This window comes from Capsulimonas corticalis, from assembly GCF_003574315.2.
GTDB classification, from domain to species: domain Bacteria; phylum Armatimonadota; class Armatimonadia; order Armatimonadales; family Capsulimonadaceae; genus Capsulimonas; species Capsulimonas corticalis.
The window spans coordinates 4615859-4639526 of the sequence record NZ_AP025739.1 but is presented as its reverse complement, the minus strand read 5'-3'; the positions used below and the strand labels follow the sequence as shown (position 1 = coordinate 4639526).

Annotated in this window: 18 protein-coding genes, 1 other RNA gene, 1 pseudogene and 1 riboswitch; of the genes and pseudogenes, 10 read left to right on the top strand and 10 right to left on the bottom strand. The window is 60.3% G+C overall.

The features are described from left to right. Window positions 1-56 precede the first annotated feature (56 nt). Together D5261_RS19935 and D5261_RS19930 are read left to right on the top strand one after the other, a co-directional pair. Window positions 57-1811, top strand: a complete 1755-nt coding sequence (locus tag D5261_RS19935) for a TolC family protein (RefSeq protein ID WP_165864547.1) — start codon at window positions 57-59, stop codon at window positions 1809-1811. Between the two features lie 67 nt (window positions 1812-1878). Continuing rightward, window positions 1879-3558 (top strand): HlyD family secretion protein, encoded by a 1680-nt coding sequence (locus D5261_RS19930; protein ID WP_125206258.1) that lies wholly within the window; start codon window positions 1879-1881, stop codon window positions 3556-3558. Between the two features lie 289 nt (window positions 3559-3847). Here D5261_RS19930 and D5261_RS19925 read toward each other — a convergent pair whose 3' ends face one another. The 10 genes from D5261_RS19925 to D5261_RS19880 all read right to left on the bottom strand — a co-directional run bounded on the left by D5261_RS19925 (window position 3848) and on the right by D5261_RS19880 (window position 14049). Further along, window positions 3848-4330 (bottom strand): S-layer homology domain-containing protein, encoded by a 483-nt coding sequence (locus tag D5261_RS19925; RefSeq protein WP_165864548.1) that lies wholly within the window; start codon window positions 4328-4330, stop codon window positions 3848-3850. Continuing rightward, a complete protein-coding gene (locus tag D5261_RS19920) occupies window positions 4299-5312 on the bottom strand; it encodes a rod shape-determining protein (RefSeq protein ID WP_119324083.1) in 1014 nt (337 codons plus the stop codon). The genes D5261_RS19925 and D5261_RS19920 overlap by 32 nt, the downstream gene beginning before the upstream one ends. Next, window positions 5300-6622 (bottom strand): UDP-N-acetylglucosamine 1-carboxyvinyltransferase, encoded by a 1323-nt coding sequence (gene murA, locus D5261_RS19915; RefSeq protein ID WP_119324084.1) that lies wholly within the window; start codon window positions 6620-6622, stop codon window positions 5300-5302. Before murA ends, D5261_RS19920 begins: the two co-directional genes overlap by 13 nt. Before the next feature lie 127 nt (window positions 6623-6749). Beyond that, window positions 6750-7856, bottom strand: coding sequence for a deoxyguanosinetriphosphate triphosphohydrolase (locus tag D5261_RS19910; RefSeq protein WP_119324085.1), 1107 nt, complete (start codon window positions 7854-7856; stop codon window positions 6750-6752). A 13-nt stretch (window positions 7857-7869) separates the two neighbouring features. Then, window positions 7870-9018, bottom strand: a complete 1149-nt coding sequence (locus tag D5261_RS19905; RefSeq protein WP_119324086.1) for an Lrp/AsnC family transcriptional regulator — start codon at window positions 9016-9018, stop codon at window positions 7870-7872. A gap of 92 nt (window positions 9019-9110) precedes the next feature. Beyond that, window positions 9111-11219, bottom strand: coding sequence for a glycine--tRNA ligase subunit beta (glyS, locus tag D5261_RS19900; protein ID WP_165864549.1), 2109 nt, complete (start codon window positions 11217-11219; stop codon window positions 9111-9113). A gap of 176 nt (window positions 11220-11395) precedes the next feature. Further along, a complete protein-coding gene (gene glyQ / locus D5261_RS19895) occupies window positions 11396-12268 on the bottom strand; it encodes a glycine--tRNA ligase subunit alpha (RefSeq protein ID WP_119324088.1) in 873 nt (290 codons plus the stop codon). 111 nt (window positions 12269-12379) lie between these two features. Next, complete coding sequence (gene sigH, locus D5261_RS19890; protein WP_218025734.1) at window positions 12380-13078, bottom strand: RNA polymerase sporulation sigma factor SigH; 699 nt, start codon at window positions 13076-13078, stop codon at window positions 12380-12382. Between the two features lie 15 nt (window positions 13079-13093). Further along, window positions 13094-13378, bottom strand: a complete 285-nt coding sequence (locus D5261_RS19885; protein WP_125206259.1) for a hypothetical protein — start codon at window positions 13376-13378, stop codon at window positions 13094-13096. 158 nt (window positions 13379-13536) lie between these two features. Continuing rightward, entirely contained in the window at window positions 13537-14049 is a 513-nt protein-coding gene (locus D5261_RS19880) for a CvpA family protein (protein WP_165864550.1), read from the bottom strand. A gap of 114 nt (window positions 14050-14163) precedes the next feature. On the opposite strand from D5261_RS19880, the gene rnpB reads away from it, so the two are divergent. From rnpB to thiC, 8 genes and pseudogenes are all read left to right on the top strand, one after another. Beyond that, window positions 14164-14538, top strand: an RNA gene (rnpB, locus tag D5261_RS19875) — RNase P RNA component class A. Between the two features lie 32 nt (window positions 14539-14570). Continuing rightward, complete coding sequence (locus D5261_RS19870) at window positions 14571-15875, top strand: hypothetical protein (protein WP_125206260.1); 1305 nt, start codon at window positions 14571-14573, stop codon at window positions 15873-15875. Between the two features lie 91 nt (window positions 15876-15966). Next, the gene (locus D5261_RS19865) at window positions 15967-17346 is read left to right on the top strand and encodes a hypothetical protein (protein WP_119324091.1); all 1380 of its coding nucleotides are present in this window, start codon (window positions 15967-15969) and stop codon (window positions 17344-17346) included. A gap of 6 nt (window positions 17347-17352) precedes the next feature. Beyond that, window positions 17353-18747 (top strand): hypothetical protein, encoded by a 1395-nt coding sequence (locus D5261_RS19860; protein WP_125206261.1) that lies wholly within the window; start codon window positions 17353-17355, stop codon window positions 18745-18747. Next, window positions 18744-20132 carry a hypothetical protein gene (locus D5261_RS19855; RefSeq protein WP_119324093.1) on the top strand — a complete coding sequence of 463 codons (1389 nt, stop codon included), beginning with the start codon at window positions 18744-18746 and terminating at the stop codon, window positions 20130-20132. Before D5261_RS19860 ends, D5261_RS19855 begins: the two co-directional genes overlap by 4 nt. Before the next feature lie 68 nt (window positions 20133-20200). Next, on the top strand, window positions 20201-20548 hold the full coding sequence (locus tag D5261_RS19850) for a ribosomal maturation YjgA family protein (protein ID WP_165864551.1): 348 nt from the start codon (window positions 20201-20203) through the stop codon (window positions 20546-20548). Beyond that, the gene (locus tag D5261_RS19845) at window positions 20545-21309 is read left to right on the top strand and encodes a type II secretion system protein (RefSeq protein ID WP_119324095.1); all 765 of its coding nucleotides are present in this window, start codon (window positions 20545-20547) and stop codon (window positions 21307-21309) included. The genes D5261_RS19850 and D5261_RS19845 overlap by 4 nt, the downstream gene beginning before the upstream one ends. A 75-nt stretch (window positions 21310-21384) precedes the next feature. After that, window positions 21385-21495, top strand: a riboswitch (TPP riboswitch). A gap of 163 nt (window positions 21496-21658) precedes the next feature. Next, window positions 21659-23443 (top strand): annotated as a pseudogene (gene thiC, locus D5261_RS19840) (phosphomethylpyrimidine synthase ThiC); the annotation flags it as partial. Window positions 23444-23668: the final 225 nt, after the last annotated feature.

The following is a 23668-nucleotide window of genomic DNA, read 5'->3' as shown; positions in this document are numbered from 1 at the left end:
AACGCTTTCTTAAGTTGTTTATGAGGCATAGATCAATGGCAAATGCACGGGAAAGATTGAAACGAGTTTTGTTCAGCGAGATCGCCGCGGCGATCTTCGGCGTATCCGTTATCAGCGGCGGCACGGCGGCGTGGGCGCAGCAAGGCGGCGGCGCGGGCGCCGGGAATGGCGCGGCGGCCGGCGCGGCCGGTAACGGAGCCGGAGCGGCGGGCAATGGAGCGGCGGGAGCGGCGCCGGGCGCCAATGCGGGAACCGCCGGAGCGGGCGGAGCGGGCGTTTCCGGAGCGCCGGGATCCAATACGGCCGCTGCCGGCCAGGGCGCGGCGAACGGCCCGGCGGCGACGAACTCGCCTAACGCGGGAACGGCTCCGGCGAACGCCGGCGGCAATCCCAATGGAGCGGGCGTCTCGGGAAACGGCGGCGTAACTTCCGGAACTATGGGTAATACATCTCAAGGAAATCTGGGCGGGTCGCGGATTTCGACCCTCAAAGGCACGGATTGGGATTTGAACAGGACGATCGCCGCCGCGTATGAGAGCAGCAGCGACTTGCAGATCGCGCAGCGCAATACGGAGATCGACCAGAAGCGGGCCAACCAGAAGGCGGACGAAGGGCATCCGAACATTGAAGGACGCGCGTCGGCAACCCGCTTCGATCAAAAAACCAAGGTTTCGATCGGCGGCACGCCGCCGGTGGAAGTCCTCGGCAGCCACACCGAAACGCTGGAGCTCGGGATTTCCCAGCGTCTGGACTTAACCGGCCAGATCAAAGCGGCGACCGATCAGGCGACATTGCAGAAGCTTGCGGATGAGTTCCAGGTGAAGCGTATCCGTAACGACCGATCGCTGCGCGCGGAAACAGTTTATTACAACCTGCTGCGAGCCCAGCACCAGATGCAGGTCGCTCAGGCGAGCCTCACGACGGCGCTGGAGCAGCAGCGGATCGCCCAGCAGCTCAACGGACAGCAGGTCGGGCAGAAGGTCGATGTGCTGCGCGCCAACACGCAGGTGGCGAACGCCCAGACGGAGCTCCGGCGCACGCAGAACAACGCCAGCATCGCGCGCACCAGCTTTAACGACCTGGTGGGACAGCCGCTCGCCACCGAAGTCGTGCTGAGCGATCTGCCGGGCGTGTCGGTCGGTCAGGCGACGCCGTCCGCGACGGCGACGACGACGGAACCAGAAACCCCGCTCTTCGCGTCGCCGACGGCCGAAGTGACGGCGATCGATGTGAACAAAGATCTTCAGACCGCCTATACCCAGCGCCCGGATGTGCTTGCCCAGCAAGTCAATGTCCGTGTCGCCGAAAAAGGGATCAAGCTCGCGCATGCCGGGTTGGAGCCGGACTTTCGATTGAACGCGGCCGGAGATTACTATCCGACCACCTCATTCCAGAGCCCGCGCCAGCGGACAGCGGCCATCACCGCTTCGATCACCATTCCGTTTTATGACGGCGGCGTGACGCGGGACAAAGTTTCGGAAGCAAAGCTGGAGACGGAGAACGCGAAGACAACTCTGGATTCCCTGAAATCCGATGTCAGTCTCGACGTCAGCCAGGCGTACCTGAACCTGACGACGGCGGCCGCGCAGATCGACAATGCGAACAGCGCGCTGCAGCAGGCGATCAAGACACGAGATCTGGCGCTCCTTCGATACCGCGGCGAAGTCGCCCTTTATTTGGAAGTCACCGATGCGCAGGCCGCGCTCCAAGCGGCGGAAAACAATCAAATCAACGCGGTTTACGACTATCAAGTCGCGCAAGCCGAATATCGCCACGCTCTCGGCGTCCTGAGCGGCGGCCAGAGCCAGTAATGATCGCAGCCGGGAGCAAACGGAAGTCTCCATCGGATCAGCAGGATTAGACGGGAAGGATATTAAAGTGGCAGAACAGGTAACACAAACAGCTGGGACCGCCCCCCGAACGGAGCGCGCTCCCGAAGGACCAGCGCCCGCCAGCAACGGGACCAATGGAACGAGCGCGCCCCAGGCGCCGCCTCCGGCCAATAACGCGACGGAAGAGAAGAAAGCGCCGATGAATCCCGCCAAGAAGGGCATCATCGGGATCGTCGTCGCGATTGCCGTCGTGATCGCGCTCATCTTCGGTCTTCGCTACTATCACTACAGCCAGACGCATGTCGGCACCGACGACGCTTATGTCACGGGCGATCTCGTGAACGTCAGCCCGATCGTCTCCGGCACCCTGATCAAGCTGACGAAGCAGGAAGGCGATATCGTCAAGAAGGGCGAACTGATCGCTCGTCTCGACGACAGCGGCCCGCTCGCCAATTTGCAGCAGGCCAAGCAAGCCTACCTCTCGGCGCAAAGCCAGATCCCGCAGGCGGAAGCGAACCTACAATACCAGATTGCCAGCACAAACGCGAATATCCAGCACGCGCAGGCCGCCATCCAGGCGCAGAACGCCAAGGTTCAGGGCGCACGCGCCCAGCAGGATCTGACGACCCGCACGCTGAACAGCCAGATCGACCAGGCTCAAACCCAGGTCACGGTGGCCCAGGCCCAGGCGGCTCAGGTCGAATCGCAGCTGGCCGGGGCCCAGGCAAACCTCGCCGCAATGCAGCAGGGCGTCACGACCGACCGGCACGCGGCCGACGTCGCGGAATCCGCGATTGAATCCGCCCAGGCGAACCTGGACAAGACGCGCGCCGACGACACCCGTTACGCCGCGCTTCTGAAATCGGAAGCCGTGACGCAGCAGCAGTACGACGTGGTCCACGCGGCCTACCTGACGGCGCAGGCTCAGCTTCGCGGCGCCCGCCAGCAGGTGCAGCAGGCGCGTTCCTTGGTCGCCCAGCAGCAGTCCGCCGTCAAACAGGCGGCGGCCGCCGTCGAAAGCGCCCGCAAGGCCGCGACCGCGTCGCAGCAGCAGGTCAAGGTCGCGAGCGCCGGAGTCAGCCTGGCCCAGGCCAACGCGCCGTCCGTCAGCGTCCAGCAGAACAACGTGGAAAACAGCTCCAACCTCGCCACGCAGGCAGAGGCCGATCTCGCCACCGCGAAGGCGGGCGAGCAGCAGGTCAATGCGCGCAGGCAGGAGATTGAAACGCTGAAGGTGCAGGTCGCTCAGGCCAAAGCCGCGCTCGATTCCGCGCAGGTTCTGGAGAACGACACGTACATCTACGCGCCGAGCGACGGCAAGGTCGTCAAGAAGGCGGTCAACGAAGGCGCGGCGCTTTCACCCGGCCAGACGATCGTGACGATGACCACGGGCGGCAGCGTCTGGGTCAGCGCCAACTTCAAGGAAACGCAGCTCCGCGATGTCCGCGCCGGTCAGCCGGCCGAAGTCGATGTGGATGCGTTCCCGGGCAAGGTCTTCCACGGCAAGGTGCAGAGCATCAACGAAGCGACCGGCGCCTCCACCGCGCTTCTGCCGCCGGACAACGCCACGGGCAACTTCACCAAGGTCGTCCAGCGCGTCCCGGTCAAGATTATCCTGACGCCGGCGACCAGCGGCGATGACAAAAACGCCGCCACCGCCGAGGACATCGCCAACCTCCGCCAAGGAATGTCCGTCAACGCAACGATCGAGACGGCGGATCACTAACCACTCCCCAGCGCGCCCGGGGCGGCCGCCCCGGGCGCTGACTATAGCAGACAAAAAGCCGATTCCCAACCGGGAATCGGCTTTTTTAAGCCCTCACCCTCGGTCCCTCTCCCGCCCCGGCTTCGCCTGGGAGAGGGATGTCCAATAAGCAAAGCCCAAACAATGCTTCACGCCAAGCATTTCAGAGGATCTCTCAAAAACATTGGCGGAACACGTTTGGGCTTCGATCTTTGGACACCCCTCTCCCAGGCTTTAGCCGATGCGGGAGAGGGGACGGGGGTGAGGGTTACTAATCTTTTTGCGGGGCGATGGCGCGGTCGGACAGGCGGATCACGACGGCGGACAAAGAGGCTTTGAGTTCCTTGGCGGTCACGATTCGGTCGTCATTCTTCAGCAGAGGCGAGTTCGCGGGAATGAAGTCGGCGGAGGCGAGGCGGGCCAGCGCCGCTTTTTGCTCCGTGTTTGCCTTCGCCGGCAAAATCGCCTTGGTATTGCGGCTTGTCGGATGGAGCGGCTTGCGGCCCGCTTCGATGTACTGCACGAAGCGATCGAGAGCCACGGCCAGTTCATAGCGGGTGACCGGCTTATCGCCGTCGAAATTTCCCTTGGCGTTCGGCGTCAGGATCCGCTTGGTGGTGACACTGTCCACGGACTTCGCGGCCCAATGGTTCTGGGGGACATCTTTAGGCGCGGCGAACGCGGTTCCGGCGGCGAGGGCGGCTGCGCCCAGCAATATGGCGCTAAGCCGCGTAATGGAATTCTTCCGGGACATCTCGATGCTCCTCAAGGTATTTGCCGGTGCCGATGGCGACACAGGACAGCGGATCATTGGCCACACGCGTGGGGACCTGGGTCGCCTCCGCAATCAATCGGTCGAGGCCGCGCAGCATGGCGGTGCCTCCCGTGAGGATGATCCCTCGTTCAATGATGTCCGACGCCAACTCCGGCGGCGTCTTCTCCAGCACGTTTTTGACGCGGCTGACGATCTGGCTGATCGGCTCGACCATACACTCGCGGATCTCCTGGGAGCTCACTTCGATGGTCTGCGGCAGGCCGCTGATCAGGTCGCGCCCACGCACTTCCATTCCAATTTCCTGCTCCAGGTTGGTGGCGCTGCCGATGGTGATCTTGATCTCCTCAGCGGTGCGGTCCCCGATCGCCAGGTTGTACTGGGTCCGGACGTGGCGCATGATCACTTCGTCCAGCTTCATGCCGCCGATACGGATACTGCGCGACAGGACGATGCCGTCCAGGGACAGAACCGCGATGTCGGTGGTGCCGCCGCCGATATCGACCACCATATTGCCGCCCGGCTCTTTGATGGGCAGGCCGGCTCCGATCGCGGCCGCTTTGGCCTCTTCAATCGTCCAGGCTTCACGCGCGCCGGCGGCGAGCGCCGCCTGCTTCACGGCGCGCTTTTCGACGCTCGTGACGCCGCTGGGGACGGCGATCAGCACACGCGGCTTGAAGACTCGCTTGGCGCCGCAGACTTTGTGGAAGATATATTCCAGCATCTGCTGCGTGGTGGTGTAGTCGGCAATAACGCCGTCCACCATGGGGCGGACGGCGGCGATGTTGACAGGGGTGCGCCCGAGCATCTCGCGCGCCTTCTCCCCGACTTCCTTGATTTTGCGCGTGGGAATATAAACCGCCACCACGGACGGTTCGCGCATAATGATTCCCTTGCCGCGTACGTAGACGAGGACGTTAGCCGTCCCCAAATCGATCCCGATATCCTGACTTAAACGGAACACCCAGCCACCTTTCCGGAAGGCTGCGTCTCTGCCGCTTCCGCCCGATCGTTTTCTTCGCGTCGAACCGTCGCGCCCACGGCGCTCAATTTTTCCACAAAGGCTTCATAGCCCCGGTCGAGAAAGTCAATCCCGCTGACTTCCGACTCGCCGTCCGCCGCCAGCCCCGCCAGCACCAGCGCGGCTGTGGCGCGCAGGTCCGAGCCGGCCACGGGAGCTCCGGTCAGCCGGGGGACGCCGACGATAATCGCCACGCCCGCCTCGGCTTTAATATTCGCGCCCATACGCGCCAGCTCATAGATATACTTGAAGCGGCGTTCGTAGACGGTTTCGGTGATGCTGGAGGTGCCGTTCGCCAGGGTCAGCAGCGCCGCCAGCGGGGGCTGCATGTCCGTGGGGAAGCCCGGATGCGGGCTCGCGCTCACATGCACGGCCTGAAGCGGCGTGCGCGGCGCGCGGACCCGAACGCCGTCGTCGTCAAAGCGGATCTCAACGCCCGCTTCGGCCAGCTTGCGCATGACCGGCTGGGTGTGCTCTTCAATGGCGCCGCGCAGGTACAGGTCGCCCTGCGTGATCGCGGCCGCCACGGCGAATGTACCCGCCTCAATGCGATCGGGATCGACGCGGAACTCCGTGCCGTGCAGCTCCTTGACGCCTTCGATCGTGATCTCTTTGGTGCCCGCGCCGCGCACCCGCCCGCCCATCTGATTGATGAGGTTCGCGGTCGCCACGACGTCCGGCTCCTCGGCGGCGTTGGAGATCGTGGTGATCCCCTCGGCCAGAGCGGCGGCGGTCATGATGTGCGTGGTTGCGCCGACGCTGGGGAAGTCCAGATAGATATCCGCGCCGCGCAGACCGTTCGGGGCGGACGCCTCCACGAAGCCGTACTCCACCGTGGTCTTCGCACCCAGCCGCTCCAGCCCCTTGATATGGTAATCCACGGGCCGGGCGCCGATGTCGCAGCCGCCGGGCAGCGCGACGCTGGCGTTGCCGAACCGGGCCAGCAAAGGCCCGAGGACGGAGAACGACGCGCGCATCTTCTGGATCAGTTCATGCGGCGCCTTGCTGGAAGTCAAATTCGTGGCGTCGAGTATGACGGTGGAATCGGAAGTGAACTCAGCCTTAACCCCGAGAACCTTGAGCATCTCGATCATGGTCAGCACATCGCTGATGCGCGGGACATTGGTCAGGACGGTTTGTCCTTTGCTGGGAAGCAGCGTCGCGGCCAGGATCGCCAGCGCCGCGTTCTTGCTTCCACTGATGCGGACCTCTCCTTCGAGGCGGTTCCCGCCGAGGGTATAGATCTTGGGCAAACTCAAATCCTCCAACAAAAAATCCGTTCGGCGCCGTTCTGCGTGCGTCGATTCGCCGGCAAATTTCCAGCTTCAGTATACAAGGACGGTCGATCAAATGTCAAGGAGACAAACGGGCGGTCAGACGTCAGTAAGCCCACGCCGAAGGGACGAAATGCTTTTGAAACGTCGTCACGGCGTAGCGGTCGGTCATTCCCGCGACGAAGTCGGTCACGGCGCGCAGCTTCTCGTCCGTCGGCAGCCGGTCGAAGTCGTAACGGATCAAATCTTCTTCTTCCGAAAAGAGGTGCGGCTGGCCCATGTACAGGCGGAACAGCTCCTTCACCATCAGCTGCGCCTTGTCCATCTCGATCTGGCCGCGCACTTCCATATTGTACACATTCGCGTACATATAGTCCTTGAGGCGGTTCGTGGCGTCGAGGATAACGCCGGTCATTTTGACTTCCGGCGCGCCGACGCTGCTCTCCAGAACGTTCATCACCATCGTCGCGATGCGCGCCGAATGGGAGCGCCCCAGAACATCGAGCGCATCCTGCGGTAGATCTTCCAGCCGAAGCACGCCGGCGCGCACGCTGTCGTCGATGTCGTGATTGATATAGGCGATCCGGTCCGCGATTCGCACGCACATGCCTTCAAGCGACGACGGCAGCTGCGTGCCTTCGACAATTCCCAGATCTTTGCTTCCCTTGGAGTGTCCTAAGATACCGTCACGCACTTCCCAGGTCAGGTTCAGCCCCGCCCCACCCCGCTCCAGCACGTCGACGATACGCAGGCTCTGGTCGTAGTGGCGAAACTCACCTTTGGGATCGTACTCGCGCAGGACTTCGTCGAGCGCCTGCTCGCCGCCGTGTCCGAAGGGGGTATGGCCCAGATCGTGTGCGAGTGAGATCGCTTCGGTCAAATCTTCGTTCAGACGCAGGGCGCGCGCCAGAGTCCGCGCGATCTGCGAGACTTCCAGCGTGTGGGTCAATCGGGTGCGGTGGTGGTCTTCCTTGGGATCGATAAAGACTTGAGTTTTGTGCTTGAGGCGTCGAAAGGCTTTGGAGTGCAGGATCCGGTCCCGGTCCCGCTGAAACTCGGTGCGGACCGGGTCCAGCGGTTCGGGGTTTTGCCGTCCCTGCGTCTGGCTGGAGCGCACGGCGTAGGGAGACAGCACTTCGTCTTCCAGCCGCTCCTGATGTTCGCGAAATTGATTGGGCCGCAGCGCATCGGCCGAGGAACTCGAATGGGTCATAAGCGATCTCAGCCTAGGCGCGCATGCTTTCTTCGTCAATTCCCGCAGCGTCTAAAAACTCACGGTAAGCAATCGGGGAAATCTCCGACGGCTTGATTTCACTGCGCCCGCCCCAGAAAACGTTCGTGTAGCTGACCGGGATTCCCACGGATTCCAGGTGCGCGTCGATGGCGGCTTTGTGCGCCAGCACCATCTCTTTTTCCGTGCCGTGCGCGACGCCCATCACATTGACGTCCTTGAACTCCGCGCCGCCCTCGCGCCAGTAAGCGTGGGTCATGATGTGGAACCGTCCAACTTCGCGCCCCGCCTCAATCTCGCGTCCTTCGGGCACGGCCCAGTGGAACAGCGCATTGTAGCGCGTGACGCGCTGGTTACCGGCGACGGGCTTCACATGCTCCAGAAACGTGGAGAAACGCCCAATCACCCGTCGCTCATTCAGCTCGGTTCCGATCCGATAGAACGTATCGAGGTCCACGCCGGCTTCGTCGGCGCGGGCCGCCCACAGATCGCGCCGAATCTCGCTTGGCTCAAACTCACGCTTCAGCGCCACCAGCACGCGCCACTCCAGCTCGCTCAGCTCCACGATATTCGTGTCCAGCACGTTCGCGAGCTCCTCGGCCTTGCTGCCCGGCTCCATGCCCTTGCGGCGCACATGCCCCACCCCAAGCGCGAACAAGCGCTTGGCGGGCATGATCCGATAGTGATCCGCGCCGATTTGCCGCTTCAAATAATCGCAATGCGCCTTGAGGGAATAGCCCTGCGGAACCTTGAGCGTGGTCCACAGGCGATAGTTGGAGCCCGGCGTCGCGGCGTCCGTCGTCCGAATGACGACGTGGCCGGAAAATGGGTCCTGCTGAAAGAGGTAATCGAACGCGGCGCTCAGCTTCTCTTCGGGAAGCTGCCAGGCCACAAGCGCGCCCGGCGCCAGATTCGTCGCCATCAGCGTCTGCCGCACGCGACGGATCGTCCCCGACTTCACCATCGCCCGAATCCGCTCGATCACGGTATCGACGGCGACTCCGGATTGGAGCGCGATCTGTTCAAAGGGGTCAGGGAGAAAGCCTTGGATAGAATCCTCGGAAACCGCGAGAATCGCGGCGTTGATCGGATCGTCGATCCGCACAGGAACGTCTTCTTCGACGGAGGGCGCCAGTGTACTCATGGGGTTATTGTACCCGAAGAGGGACGTATTCCCCCGTGGGAATTCCTATTCCCCCGACGAGCCAAAGCGAGTTGGGGGAATAGGGCCAACTCCTACCCCGCCACCAGCTTATCAAACTCCGCATACTCGTTGTATGTCTCGCGTACGCGGCTGAGCATCGCCAGGCGGTTGGCGCGGCGCGCGGTGTCGTCGCCCATGACCATGACGCTCTCGAAGAAGGCGTCCACGGCGGGGCGCAGGGCGCCGAGCAGCGCCAGCGCTCGCTCCCAGTCGCCGGCGTCGGCGGCGGTCGCATACTTCTCGCGCGTGTCGAGGTAGGCCGACCAGAGCTGGCCTTCGACATCCTGTTCGAACAGCGTGGGATCGGCGTCGGTCGCCGGAATTTCCACGCCCTCTTTGGCGGCGAAGCGCAGGATGTTGCCGATGCGCAGCAGAGCGGCGGCGGCTTCGCGAACGCCGGCGCTGTCGGCCTGGGCGCCGAGCGTGACGGCGCGGGCCTGGGTATCAAAGACGTGCGTGATCGGAGCGGCGAGGACGGCGTCGCGGACATCGTAACGCACGCCCTTTTCTTCCAGGGAAGCGTTGAGACGCTGGCCGATGAGCGTCAGGAAGTAGGCGTAGGCTTGCTCTCGGGTTTCCGTGAGCGCGATGCCCTGCGTATGATAGGCGTTCCAGGCGGCGTCAAAGAGCGTCGCCAGCGCAGGCAGCGAGCGGTCCACGCCAAGCAGCGCCACAAGGCCGCTCCCGGCGCGGCGCAGGGCGTAGGGATCGCTGGTTCCGGTCGGGAAGATGCCGATGCCCGAGTATCCCGTCAGCGTGTCGACGCGGTCGGCGATGGCGAGCAGTCGCCCGGCTACCGTTTCGGGGAGCGCCTCGCCGGCGCCCTTCGGCATATAGTGCTCGGCGATGGCGGCGGCCACCGTTTCGGGTTCGCCGTCGCGGCCCGCGTAGTCGCGGCCAACAATCCCCTGCAACGCCGGCAGTTCCTTGACCATTTCCGAGGCGAGATCCGCTTTGGAAAGCTCCGCCGCGCGCAGAACGTTCTGGGCTTCGCCGGCGCCAAGCTCCGTCAGCAGACCGCCGTCGCGCAGGATCGGGCTCAAACGCAGGGACTTCTCGTAAACCGTGCCGAGCTTCTCCTGGAAGACAATGTTTTTGGTGCCGTCGATCTTCGCGGAGAGCGGCGTGGTGGTGTCCAGGTCGAAGAAGAACTTGGCGTCGTTGAAGCGGGCGACAAGAACCTGCTCGTATCCGGCGCGAACCGTGTCCAGATATTCCCCGCCGCCGTTACGCACCGCGACAAAGCGCGGCAGCAGCGAACCGTCGGCCGCGAACACCGGGAAGTAGCGCTGATGCTTGCGCATCGCGGTGATCAGTACGGGAGTCGGCAGTTGCAGGAACTCCGTGCTGAAGGACCCGAGAACCGCCGTCGGGTACTCCGTCAGGAAGACATTCTCATCCAGCAGGGCCGGATTGATCTGCACGTCGCCATCGGCTTCGCGCTTCGCGAGCGAAGTCGCCTGCTCGACGATCATTTGACGCCGCTCTTCGGGATCGAGCAGCACGAACTTGTCGCGCATGAGGTTAAAGTAATCGTCGATGGTCGGGACTTCCACTTCGTCGGGCGAGAGGAATCGATGGCCGCGCGTTTTGCGCCCCGTCGCGACATGTTCGATGGAGAATGGAACGACTTCGTTGTCCAGCAGGGCCAAAATCCAGCGGATCGGCCGCGCGAAGCGCAGCTTGCCCGAGCCCCAGCGCATCGCCTTCGGGAAGGTCAGCTCGCGGGCGATCTTCGGCAGCAGCTCGGCGGCGATCTCCGCCGCCGACTGCCCGGCGCGCTTCACGGTCGCCTGCACGTAGCCATCGACGACGGTCAGTTCGCCGACCTGTACGCCATTCTTATTGGCGAAGCCGATGGCCGCCTTGCTCGGCTCGCCTTCGGCGGTAAACGCAATATTCTGCGCCGGTCCCTTGACCACAAGCGTCTCGTCGGGCTGACGCGCGGCGAGGCCATGCGCATGCAGCACCAGACGACGCGGCGTCCCCAGCACACGCAGGGCAGCGTCATCGGCGTCCTTGTCCCAAAGACGCGCGGCCGTAAATTTGTCTTGAAAGAGTTGCTCGATCTGCGCCAGCGTCGGCGCCACAAACGTCGCCGGCAGCTCTTCGCATCCGATTTCCCACAGCAGTTCCGTCATAATCTGTCCATTCGCTCCTGAAACCTGTGTCCTACCCACCCCGGCCCTTCGGGCCACCCCTCCCGCAACGGGAAGGGTTTGGAGGAGGCGTTCTAACGCAGGCCGTCTCCGTATTTTCATCCGAATTACCCTTCCCGTTGCGGGAGGGGTGGCCCGAAGGGTCGGGGTGGGTAGGACTACGCCTTAATCAACGGATGCCCCAGCTCCTCGCGCTGCTTCTTATACGCCAGGCAGCAGCCGCGCGCCAGCGCGCGGACGCGGTTGATGTAGGAGGCGCGCTCGGCGACGCCGATGACGCCGCGCGCGTCGAGCAGGTTGAAGGCGTGCGAGCACTTCAGCGCCAGATCGAACGAGGGCGAAACCAGGTTGCGCGTCGAGAGAATACGATGGCTTTCCTTCTCGTACATATCGAACAGGGTGAACAGCATCTGCGTGTCGGCTTCTTCGAAGTTGTAGACGCAGTTCTCGTATTCCGCCTGCTTCTCCGTGTCCGCATAGGTCACGCCGTGCGCGTACTCCAGATCCCAGATCGACGGGACGTGCTGAAGAAGCGTCGCAAGGCGCTCGGTGCCGTAGGTGATCTCGGCGCTGATCACATCGCAGGGAATGCCGCCCATCTGCTGGAAGAAGGTGAACTGCGTGATCTCGGTGCCGTCGAGCCAGACTTCCCAGCCGACGCCCGACGCGCCAAGCGCCGCCGACTCCCAGTCGTCCTCCACGAAGCGGATATCGTGCTGCTCCAGCGGGATCCCGAGGGCGCGCAGACTGTCCAGGTACAGGTCCACAATGTTGTCCGGAGACGGCTTCATGATGACCTGATACTGATAGTAATGCTGCACGCGGTTGGGATTGCGCGTGTAGCGGCCGTCGGCGGGGCGGCGGCTGGGCTGCACGTAAGCCACGTTCCAGGGCTCCGGGCCGACCGAACGCAGCGTCGTCGCCGGCGCGTTGGTTCCGGCGCCAACTTCCACATCATAAGGCTGAAGGATCAAGCATCCCTGCTCTCCCCAAAAACGCTCCAGCGTCAACAATAAGTCTTGAAATTTCATAACGGTTTCTGTTTGTGTGAGATTGCGTAAATACGGCGGACGGACAATATGCGAGAGCCCGCCTCCACCCGTGTGGAAGCGGGCTCTCAAATGTCGAAAATGGAAATGAGATTATAGCAGTTCGCTCAGGTCCGCGTTGCCGATCGGTACGCCGCTCACTTTTCGTTTGATCCGCGCCAGGGCGTTGTCCACGGATTTTGTCTTGCATCGCAGCTCGCTCGCGATCTCGCGATACGATTTCCCCACTTGATACCCCGAAAGCACATGCCATTCGAACTCGCTCAGGACTTGCTGAAGCGTCTCGTGCAGGATCTTTGTGTCTTCGTTGCGCAGGACCAGATCCTCGGGATCGGCGCCTTCGGTGTTGGGGATGATATCGGAGAGGTTCCAGTCGGTGGTCGAGTCGACGGACGGGCTTTCGAGTGAGAGCGATTGGTTCAACGGCATTTGTTTTTGCCGGGTCGCCGTTTTGATCGCGGTGATAATATGGCGTGTGATGCACACTTTTGCGAAAGCCGGGAAGGAAATCGCCTTGTCGGCGCGGAAATCAATAATCGCCTGCCACAGGCCGATCTGCCCCACTTGGAGCAAATCTTCTTTTTCGGCTCCGACAAGAAAGTATGACTTCACCTTGGTGCGCACCAGGTTGCGATACTTGTAGAGCATGTACTCGGCCGCTGAGTTTTCGCCGCGCTGTGCGCGCGCGACGATCTCGCAATCGCCCATCTCCGCGTATTTGACCTGGGATTGCCGAAGGCGATCGGATAGGTCGGTTCCGATGTTCCAATCGGAGGGATTACGTCTGATCAAGAGGGGCCTCGTGGACTAAGCAGGCGAAGATGCCGGCTCGTGTTCGACTTCAATGCTCATGGTGCTGACGATGACCGCGATGAGGACTAACGCCACAGTGGCGACAGCCGTGACTGGCGCGACTGGGATCTCCTTGATAACTCTCGTTCCGAGTTTGATGCGCAGCGAGCGGACGCGGTTCGTGCCGATCATCTTCTGCACCTCGCCCAGTAACTCGGCCCCAAGAGTGAAGAAATTGGCGGCGGGAGTCAGCGAATTGCCGACCGGGGTGGCTTCCGGATCCATGACTGCGTACCTCATGTTGCGTGCCTGGCCTTCCAGGACGGAGTAAGGCCATTATACACGCTCACACGATGGCAGTCAACCCTTTTGCGAGTAATTGTACGGGAATGCGGAGAGGCGGACGCCGCCCGTCCCCATCTTAGCGGGGACAGCGCGGCGCGGAACGGAAGCGGCGGCTAGCCGCCGACGTTAGGAAGCGAGCGCCGATAGGTCCCGGCGCCGGTCACGGTGTCCATGACCGAGTGAAATGACGTGAATTCGAGCATCTCATGACTGACTGAGCCGGAGGCGACCTGACCGCCCTCCCCCTGCCCGTCCGGATCGGCGATCGTCATCGTCCGCACCACTCCGTGCGCCACCATCATCCCGATCGCCACCCCCGCGCACAGTCCCAAAAACGCGTCGAACATCCCCGCGTGAATGCCCAGCGAGCCGTGCACATACTTCGCCACGACTACGGCCACACTCCCAAAGGCCAGGCACAGCATGGCGAAGACATCGCCCTGGTTCGCCGCGCCGCTAGACTGGATATGCACGACGCCCGCCACGGTCGGCAGGGACGCGCTCGCCGCCCACAAAGAACCGAACAGCGCCAGCGCCGTCAGCGCCGCCCGTCCGAATCCCATGGTCGCGCCCACCACCGTCATCGCGACAATCGCCAGGATCAAAAAGATGTCCAGTCCACTCATGGCCTTGCTCCTCACATTTGCTCTCTTTTGATTATCGGAAGCAAGCAGTCTTTTCTGCATCCTGAGGGGACTCCCAGGGTATGCGGGGCGGCGCGATGTGCTATACTCTCCCATGAAGTCATCCGGGTGGCCGCTGTCACCGGTTCCTTCGGGAGCTCAGGAGCAGAGGAAAGTCCGGACTCCACAGGGTAACGATGCCGGCTAACGGCCGGGCGGGGCGACCCGACGGAAAGTGCCACAGAAACATACCGCCTCATTTTGGGTTCGCAAGGACCTAATGCGAGGTAAGGGCGAAATGGTGCGGTAAGAGCGCACCGGGCTTACGGAGACGTGAGCGCCGGGTAAACCCCATCGGGAGCAAGGCCACAGGATGCGGTTTGAGGCGACCCGCCGACGCGTCCGGTAGCGCCGCTAGAGGCGCCGGGCAACCGGCGTTCGAGAGAGATGGCCACACAAACACAGAATCCGGCTTATAGGATGACTTCACCACCCTTCTTCTCCGAATTTTCATTAGGCCTTTGATGAATATCCTTCCCATCGTCCTCGCGAGCCTTCTGGCGTCCTCGCCGACACCTCCACCACTGCCATTATCACATCCAGACGCATATCGACAGTACTTAGCGGAACTCGAAGGCGCGCGTCACGACGGCTTGTGGACAGATATCCGACAAGTACAGCAGCCGCTTCCTCCCGTCCATCAAAATGCAGCAATCGAATACACTGAGTACGCTGCTCTCCGAAAATCTAATGCGGTCAAGGCCGATGAAGACCTCATCAAGGAGTTTCTTAGCACAAAGCCACACGCCAATGCCGAGATTGCCAACATCCGCGCGGTGTTAAAGCGGGAGCACGCTTTGTTACTCTTGGCCCATGCGGCCGCGATGAAACCGAGCTGCGTTTTTCAAAGAAAATGGACGCAAGGCGATCCTACTTCAGTTCTCTTTCCGGAACTTATTAGTATTCGTGCAGTTGCACGCCTGATAACGGCCGAAAGCATATTAATGGCGCACGATGGCAAGCTTCAGCAAGCTGTGACGAATCAACGATTATGCTTTCGTCTAGCGAAGCACGCGTCCTCAGAACCGATCTTAATCTCTTATCTTGTCGCCGTTGCTTCGCAGGCGATCGCGCTTCATGGGATGGATCGAATTTTAGCGCTGTCGACACAGCATCCCCAGATCGCAGCGTCGATAAAGATCGCAATTCATTCCGATTATCAAACGATCAGCCCCTCCTATGCTCTTCAGGGCGAAACAGCCATCTTTGCGCGTCTGATGGAATACACCCAGCATATGGGGCCGGTGGCATTCGCAAACACCGGACGAAAATCAGGCGAGGCTTTGCGGACTCCAAAACCGAAAGCGCTCTTCGATGAATGGCTTGATGTTAACGGGCGATCCACGATTCATCAATTACGGGAGCTTTCGAGCAATGCCAAGCTGCCCGGAAAATCCATCTATGAAGCGATCGACAATCAATTGGCGCGCCTAAAGGCGTATCCTGCCGATGATTACACTCTTGCTCGCGCTCTCAGTCCTGAGTTTACGACATCAATTCAGCATCGCTATCTTATGACGGCAACGGCACAATCGACCGTAATCGCGGCGGATGTTTTGATTTGGTCCGCACAGCATCATCGATTTCCGTCCACCCTTGCTCAGACAACGGATCGCGTTCCGATTGATCCCTACTCTGGGAAGCCCTTTCAATATGCTTCTTCCTCAAACGGCTTTGTCATATGGAGCTTGGGGCAATCTGGCCAATATAACCCTCAGCAGGCAGGCTTGATGAAAGACACCACTGCCATAGTATTTCGATATCCTTAGCCTTTCCAAAAATCATTTCCATTGTGCAACTTTCCTCCGCCGTCAGGGTCACATCCATTGAGATCGCTGAAATGATCCTGATTGGCTGACCATGACAAAATCACTTGCCCCTCTCATCGTATTCACCGCCTTGTTCATTTGCGCCCTGGCGGGCGGCACGTATTGGTCGATCCGGCGCCCGCAGATTGAAGACGCGCGCCGGGCGCGTCAGGAAGTTGCGCTTACTCGGGCCGCTGGGATTTCGCTGGATCGGACGCTGCTGAAGCCGGTGTTGCCGTCGGCGGCGGACAATGCGGGGCCGATTTATCAGCAGATTTCGGCCGAGCGGAAGTTTCACCGTGTCGATTCGATGCGGGAGGATCGGTTGCTGAAGCTTGCCAGAACTCCGAAGTCGACGCCGGCGGAGATGGCGAAGCGGGAGGCGTTTTTGCGTCAGAACGTGAGCCTGTTGCGGCTGATACATCTCGCCGTGGCGAAACCCGATTGCGTGGTCAATACCAACTGGGATGCGCCCAATCCGCAGGATGTCCGTTTCCCGGAGATTGCGTCGATGCGCGAAGCAGCCCGCATGATCCAAAATGAAAGCCTGCTGATGGCGTCCGAGGGACGCGTGGCGGAGGCGATCCAGAATCAGGCGCTGGGGTTTCGGATCGCGGACCATTGCGCTACGGTGAAACGCTCCTCTGCGTACATCATCGCGAATGCGGTCAATTCCATAACTTTTGAAGGCATGCGCAATATTCTCGAGTTTCATGGCGATAATCCCGCGACAGCGAACGCCGTGCGTCTGGCGATCCAGCGCAGCGCGCATACGCCTGATTTGTCTGCGACGCTCCGCGCCGAGACGATTGTTGGCTATTCAACAATCGAATACTTCCGGACAGCTTCCGTCAAAGACTTCCAGACGCTGGCGAATCACTATGTCATCACCTCGCAGGATGTCGCGACACTCAGTCTGATTCGGCAAAATACAAACTCCTGGAACGCATACTTGGACTTTTTCGAGACCGGACTTCTCCAGCGTGACCGCGCCGACATTGCATCCGCCGACTTGCCGCTTCCCCTCTCGTATGCACAAATTTCTCAGCATGCCGCCGCTTTTGAGAAGCGCAAAGAGGCCGCCACCCCCATGGCGAATGTGCTCGATTTGGATACGGCCAATCTGGCGAGCTGGCGTTCACAAAGCGTCGGGATGATGGATGTTCTGGAGACTTCCGCGAATATTTTGATCTGGAAATCCCAGCACGGAGCATTCCCCGCCACGCTGAGCGCCATCGGCGTTACTCCCCTCGATCCCTACAGCGGCAAGCCATTCGGATACCGCCGCGAAGGCGCAGGATTCGTTCTCTACAGCGTCGGCAAGGACGGGACATTCGACGGAGGGACTCCGCAAGTGAAGCCGAAAGACCATTCCCCGATATTTCGATATCCCGCGCCTTCCTACTATCTCTCGACCGCTCCAGGCCAGTAAACCGTGATGAAAAGATTGGCGATTGTCCTCATTGTCGCGGCCTCGATTTGGCTAGGTTTTGTCGTCGCCGGCCATTTCCAAGCGATCAAGCGACAAGAAGCGCGCGTCGCGCGGCAGAACCATCAAAATTATTTGAATGAGCTGCGCCTGGCCCGTGTCGAAGGGTTTGCGCTCGATACGTCGAGCTTCAATACGCCGGCTCCGCCTGCCGGCGACGACGCGGGGTTGATCTACAACCAGATCTTCGTCGAGCTCATGACACATCCGCTAAGCAAAGAGGAGCGCGCGGTTTTATGGATCGCCACCGGGAGACGCCTGCCCAGTCCCTCCGATGTCACTCGAACGCGGGTCGTTTTGGCGGAACGGAAAGATTTGCTGAGGCGGATCCATCAAGCAACCGCTCGAAGCCAGTGCGATTTCCATATCCAGTGGGGGTCTCCGCATCCGTACGCGGATTTCGCTCAGCCTGACTGGAAGATGGATGATCTCGCGCGGTTGATTTCCGCGGAAGCGCTGATCTTGGCCGAAGACGGGAAATTTGACGACGCCATTCGGGATCAAGTCTCGGTGTTTCGGATCGCCGATCATGCGCGTGCCGCTCGCGGCGTATCGTCTTGCTCCAGCAATCTGTATATCAATGCGCGTGCGCTTCGCGGCTTACAGTTAATCCTGCGTATTGGGGCGGATCACCCGGACGCAGTTACTTCTATACTCAAAAACATCCCAGCGAAGCGGCCAGAACCCAGCCTTGCCCGCGCCATGCGCGATCAGACGACCATTGATCTGATGCATCTCGAACAACTGCGCCAGCAAATCTTATACGGCCGTCCGAACCAGCTCGTAAAAACGGAGTTTTATGATTGGACGCCATTGAGGAAGTTCTCCCATAACTCATTGCAATGGAACTCGTATGTGGACGCGAACCTAACGGCATTTCTCCAGCGCCGCCGCGAAGAAGCGGCGGTCGCCGATGAAACCTACGCCAATGCTCGGCCGCGTCTACAAGCAAGTTCTGTCAGATTTCAGAAATATTCAGACCCGAATTACCTACTGATCAAAGATATAGATTTCGACATCACAAGCAATATCCGTAACCGGCCTCAAGTGCAAGCACTGATCGTCACAACGCAGACGGCCGCGAAACTCTTGCTTTGGAAGCATGTGCGTGGAACATTTCCCGCGCAACTCAGCGCCATGGGTTCATCTCCTATCGATCCTTATAATGCAAAACCACTCCACTATCGACGAGAAGGGACAGGCTTCGTCGTGTACAGTGTTGGAGAAGTTGGAACGTTCGACGGCGGAAGCCCAACCGTCAAATCAAAGCATTGGGCGCCGATGTTTCGCTATCCCACTCCACCCTACGATCTCGCTGCCGAGGACACTCGCTCAAAATCATGAAGAATAAGATTATTGCGTTCTTGATCGTCACACCGATCGCCATCGCTATTGGCGCATACCGACTGGTCCATATCGTAAGCGATCGCCACGCAAAGCAAACGCACACGGCGTATCAAGGTCAGCTACAAGCGCTGAGCGCTGCGGGGATTCCTACGCAAATGGCGAAGCTGCAGGATCCCTTGCCGCCGGCTGCACGGGACGCAGGGCCGATCTTTGCACAGATTGACGCCGAGCTGAAAGCGCATCCACCGACAGCCGGAGACAAAATCTTGGTCGATGGGTTTAAGCGCCATATGCCGTCGCCTCAGGAGATTGCGGACGCCCACGCGGCCGTCATTCACCAAGCGCATCTGCTTTCGCTCATCCATGCAGCGGCCGCGCGACCGCAGTGCGATCTTCGGATCAACTGGAGCAATCCCGATCCTGTGGCGGTGGTATTCCCTCGGTTCGCCGGTATTCGTCAGTCCACACGAGTGATCAGCGTCGAAAGTTTCGATCTGGCGCATCAAGGTCATTTCCACGAAGCCATCCAAAATCAGGCGCTGGGCTTCCAACTGGCGGATCATGCGCTTTCCGGCAAAACAACGATCGCATACCTTGTCGCCCTCGCTTGCAACGCGATTACGCTGGAAGGGATGCGCAAAATTCTCTATTTATCGCATGGAGATCCTGTCGCCGCCCAAGAAATTATCGATGCTATCGACAGCCGCTACCACCCCGTAAAATATTCCAAAGCGCTTCAAACAGAAATTACGTTCGATGCTACGGAAATCGAATATCTGCGATCCGCCGGCCCTCTGGCGCTGTTTAATTCCGTCGATAACCCATCTCACAAAAAGCCGGAACAGGTCGCGATGACAACCATGGGTAAGGCGCAATGGAACACCTATCTTGACGACAATGGCGCGCTCATCCTGACAACGCTGCGCCACAATCACGACATTGCGGATCTGCCATATCCTCAATCAAATCCTCAGCTTGCCGCCTCTGACGCTGCTCTTGATAAGGCATCGAACAGCTACTCAGGGCGATTCCGCTATATGCTGACAGAAGTGTGCTTACCCCCATCACGAACCTCCGCAGCGAAAAAAACAACCATTGACGCCGACGCTCGCATCGTCGAAATATCCGCGCGATTGCTCATTCAGAAATCGAAAACGCACGCATTTCCAACAGATCTGAGCGCACTCCCACATCTCCCCTTGGACCCATTTACCGAAGGTCCGTTCCACTACCGACGCGAGGGCGACGGCTTCGTGCTTTACAGTACTGGTGAAGATGGTAACTTCGACGGCGGAACCCCTGCGCGAAAGCCCGAAAAATACCAGTCGATGTTCCGATATCCGATCCCGCCTTACTACACCAATCCTGTGACAACCCCATGATCCCTCGTAAGCCCATAACCCAATCGCCCCGTCGCTCACGAGCCGCATGCGCGGCGGCGTTCGCAGTCATGCTCATCGCGGGATACGCCTCTCGTAAGGTCCAGATCTTTCCTGTGGCCTTCGGCAAATACCCAGGCGATGCGCTTTGGGCACTCATGGTTTATTGGCTGATCGTCTGGATTCGCCCTACTCTTTCTCTCTCAAAAGCAACGCTTTTGACCTTTGCGATTTCTGTCTGCGTGGAGTTCCTGAAACTCATTCAATCACCGTTCATGGTCGCGATCCGTCACTCCAAGTTTGGCGCACTGATCTTCGGACACGTCTTTACATGGAATAATCTTATAGCGTACGCCATCGGGGTAGTCGCTGGCGCTGTCATGGACTATCTATTCTTACGAAAGAGGTCACAATTATGAAACGCGTAGCAGGCATGACGATAGGTGAAGTCGCGATAGTGCTCGTGATCCTCGCCGTCATGGCGGCAATCTTATTTCCAGTATTTGCGAAGGCGGGCGAGTATTCCGGCCCTGGCCCATATTCCAATCCAAAGCAAATCGGCTTGGCGATGCTGCAATACGCGGAGGACAATGAACAAATGCTTCCGCCACGGCAGTCGTACTCAGGTCCGAATCATGAACTGGTGTCCTGGCGCTCGATGATTTATCCCTATCTCCGAAGTAATAATGTTTATGAATCGCGGGAAAATGCGGCGGCCAAAGAGCCGGATCTCGAGCGTGATACTTACCATCGATCGTATGCGGTCAACTCGACGACCGTGGCGAAGCTTGGGGCCAGCGGGCCGTTCAGCGACGTCTATGGCGGAACATCCAGAATTAAGGACATCCCTAATCCCGCAACCGTCGCGCTATTGACGGAGACGACGGCGGCGTATAACGATATCAATGTGACGCTGCCGGAAGCGTTCACCGCCAAATTCGTTCCTGGGCAGAACAGAGGCGCGCTATTTATGAGCAAACGGTTCCACGTCTCCGCCTACTTGTTCGCCGACGGACATGTGCGAGGATACGCGCCGCTTCAGACGCGGAACGTGGACGGCAAGAACCTCTGGACACGTGACAACTCCACATTTTCACCCATCGAGAATGCAAAAGTAAACAAGGTGCTGCAATACGCAGAAGACCATTTCGAGGAAATGCAGCGAAAGCGCGACGGCTGACGAGCGCAATCCCATTCGCGAAAATCAGTATTGACAACCGCGACGCCAGTCGCCATAATCTGCTCGACAACTGAATTACACCGCTGGGGGCGCCGGGAGATATTGCCGGCTGAGAAGCTTACACGAAGCAGACCCCAAGAACCTGATCCGGATCATACCGGCGGAGGGAAGCGGGGCCTCAGCAGCTTTTTTTGGAGTACGCTCCCATTATGGCCGCTGTCCCGTTTTCCGGGACAGCGGCCTTTTTGCGTTTTCAACCATCGGCGCGGTTTCGAGGAGACACTCTATGACGACCACCAAGGCGGAACAAACGCCGCAGAATTCGGCGCTATCTGGCGATTATCGCTTTCCCGCTTCACGAAAAGTTTATACTCTGGGGGTAATTCATCCCTATATTCAGGTTCCCCATCGCGAAATAACGCTCTCCCCCACCCATGCGCATAACGGTGGGCCCGTCACGCAGAACGAACCTCTGCGCGTGTACGACACCAGCGGGCCATACACCGATTCCAATGTAGCGGTCGATATCCGTCAGGGTCTGGCGCCGCTGCGCGCCGAGTGGATCCGCGAGCGCGGCGAGTATGTGGAGACGGCGCCGAGCTACAAGCCGATCGCCGGACACAGCGACCCGAACCTGCCGATGCCCACGCCGCGCCTGGCGCTGCGCGGGTCGGGATTGGTGACGCAGCTTCAGCTCGCCCGCGCCGGGATCATCACGCCGGAAATGGAGTATATCGCCATTCGGGAGAACCAGGGGCGCGACCGTTCGGCGTCGGCGGGGCAGCATCCGGGAAATAGCTTTGGAGCGGCCATTCCCGAGGTGATTACACCCGAGTTCGTGCGTTCGGAAGTGGCGCGCGGCCGGGCGATCATCCCCGCCAACATCAACCACCCAGAGCTGGAGCCGATGATCATCGGCCGCAACTTCCTGGTGAAGATCAACGCGAATATCGGCAACTCCGCCGTCACGTCGTCGATTGAAGAAGAAATCGAAAAGATGACATGGGCGACGCGCTGGGGCGCGGACACGGTGATGGATCTTTCGACGGGCAAGAATATCCATGAGACGCGCGAATGGATCCTGCGCAACTCGCCGGTCCCAATCGGCACGGTCCCGATCTATCAGGCGCTGGAAAAGGTGAACGGCAAGGCTGAAGATTTGACCTGGGAGATCTATCGCGACACGCTGATCGAGCAGGCGGAGCAGGGCGTGGATTACTTCACCGTCCACGCCGGCGTTCTCCTGCGCTATGTCCCCATGACCGCGCAGCGCCGCACGGGGATCGTCAGCCGGGGCGGCAGCATCATGGCGAAGTGGTGCCTGGCGCACCACAAGGAAAGCTTCCTCTACACGCATTTCCACGAGATCTGCGAATTGATGGCGGCCTACGATGTCTCCTTCTCCCTCGGCGACGGCCTGCGCCCCGGATCGATCTCGGACGCCAACGACGCAGCGCAGTTCGCCGAGCTCGAAACGCAGGGCGAATTGACCAAGATCGCCTGGGAGCACGGCTGTCAGGTCATGAACGAAGGCCCCGGACACGTGCCGATGCACATGATCAAAGAGAATATGGAGAAGCAACTGGAGTGGTGCGGCGAAGCGCCATTCTACACTCTGGGACCGCTGACCACGGACATCGCGCCCGGCTACGACCACATCACCAGCGCCATCGGCGCCGCGATGATCGGCTGGTACGGCACCGCGATGCTCTGCTATGTCACCCCAAAAGAGCACCTCGGACTGCCGAACAAAAAAGACGTAAAGGACGGCGTGATCACCTACAAGATCGCCGCGCACGCCGCCGACCTCGCCAAAGGCCATCCCGGTGCGCAGGCGTGGGACGACGCCATCTCCAAAGCGCGCTTCGAGTTCCGCTGGGAAGACCAGTTCAATCTCTCGCTGGACCCGGAAACCGCGCGCGAGTTCCACGACGAAACCCTGCCGCAGGAAGGCGCAAAAGTCGCCCACTTCTGCTCCATGTGCGGCCCCCATTTCTGCTCCATGCGCATTACTCAGGACGTCCGCGACTACGCCGCCAAGCTCAAATTGGCCGGCGAGGACGAGGCGCTGGCGGCGGGGCTGGAGGAGAAGTCCAAAGAATTTGTGGCGGGCGGCGCGGAGATTTATCGGTAGACGGAGGAGGCCCTCACCCGGCGCTTCGCGCGCTCCGGGTGACTTACCCCGGCGCTTCGCGCCACCCTTGGCAAACCCACCCCCGCGCTTCGCGCGCCCCCTCCCGCCGACGGGAAGGGTGAGTAAGATTGCCTCTTGACGTAGCCGCTTGCGATAACACACTCTGAAATTACCCTTCCCGTCGGCGGGAGGGGTGGCGCGTAGCGCCGGGGTGGGTTTGCCAGG

Excerpts from the sequence above, each read along its gene's own strand:
- glyQ (WP_119324088.1), bottom strand. The coding sequence starts at position 12,268 with ATGAAATTTCAAGACTTATTGTTGACGCTGGAGCGTTTTTGGGGAGAG.
- D5261_RS19865 (WP_119324091.1), top strand. The coding sequence starts at position 15,967 with ATGACAAAATCACTTGCCCCTCTCATCGTATTCACCGCCTTGTTCATT.
- D5261_RS19855 (WP_119324093.1), top strand. The coding sequence starts at position 18,744 with ATGAAGAATAAGATTATTGCGTTCTTGATCGTCACACCGATCGCCATC.
- D5261_RS19905 (WP_119324086.1), bottom strand. The coding sequence starts at position 9,018 with ATGAGTACACTGGCGCCCTCCGTCGAAGAAGACGTTCCTGTGCGGATC.
- D5261_RS19885 (WP_125206259.1), bottom strand. The coding sequence starts at position 13,378 with ATGAGGTACGCAGTCATGGATCCGGAAGCCACCCCGGTCGGCAATTCG.
- D5261_RS19850 (WP_165864551.1), top strand. The coding sequence starts at position 20,201 with ATGCTCATCGCGGGATACGCCTCTCGTAAGGTCCAGATCTTTCCTGTG.
- D5261_RS19860 (WP_125206261.1), top strand. The coding sequence starts at position 17,353 with ATGAAAAGATTGGCGATTGTCCTCATTGTCGCGGCCTCGATTTGGCTA.
- glyS (WP_165864549.1), bottom strand. The coding sequence starts at position 11,219 with ATGACGGAACTGCTGTGGGAAATCGGATGCGAAGAGCTGCCGGCGACG.
- D5261_RS19870 (WP_125206260.1), top strand. The coding sequence starts at position 14,571 with ATGAATATCCTTCCCATCGTCCTCGCGAGCCTTCTGGCGTCCTCGCCG.
- D5261_RS19925 (WP_165864548.1), bottom strand. The coding sequence starts at position 4,330 with ATGTCCCGGAAGAATTCCATTACGCGGCTTAGCGCCATATTGCTGGGC.
- D5261_RS19910 (WP_119324085.1), bottom strand. The coding sequence starts at position 7,856 with ATGACCCATTCGAGTTCCTCGGCCGATGCGCTGCGGCCCAATCAATTT.
- D5261_RS19845 (WP_119324095.1), top strand. The coding sequence starts at position 20,545 with ATGAAACGCGTAGCAGGCATGACGATAGGTGAAGTCGCGATAGTGCTC.
- D5261_RS19880 (WP_165864550.1), bottom strand. The coding sequence starts at position 14,049 with ATGAGTGGACTGGACATCTTTTTGATCCTGGCGATTGTCGCGATGACG.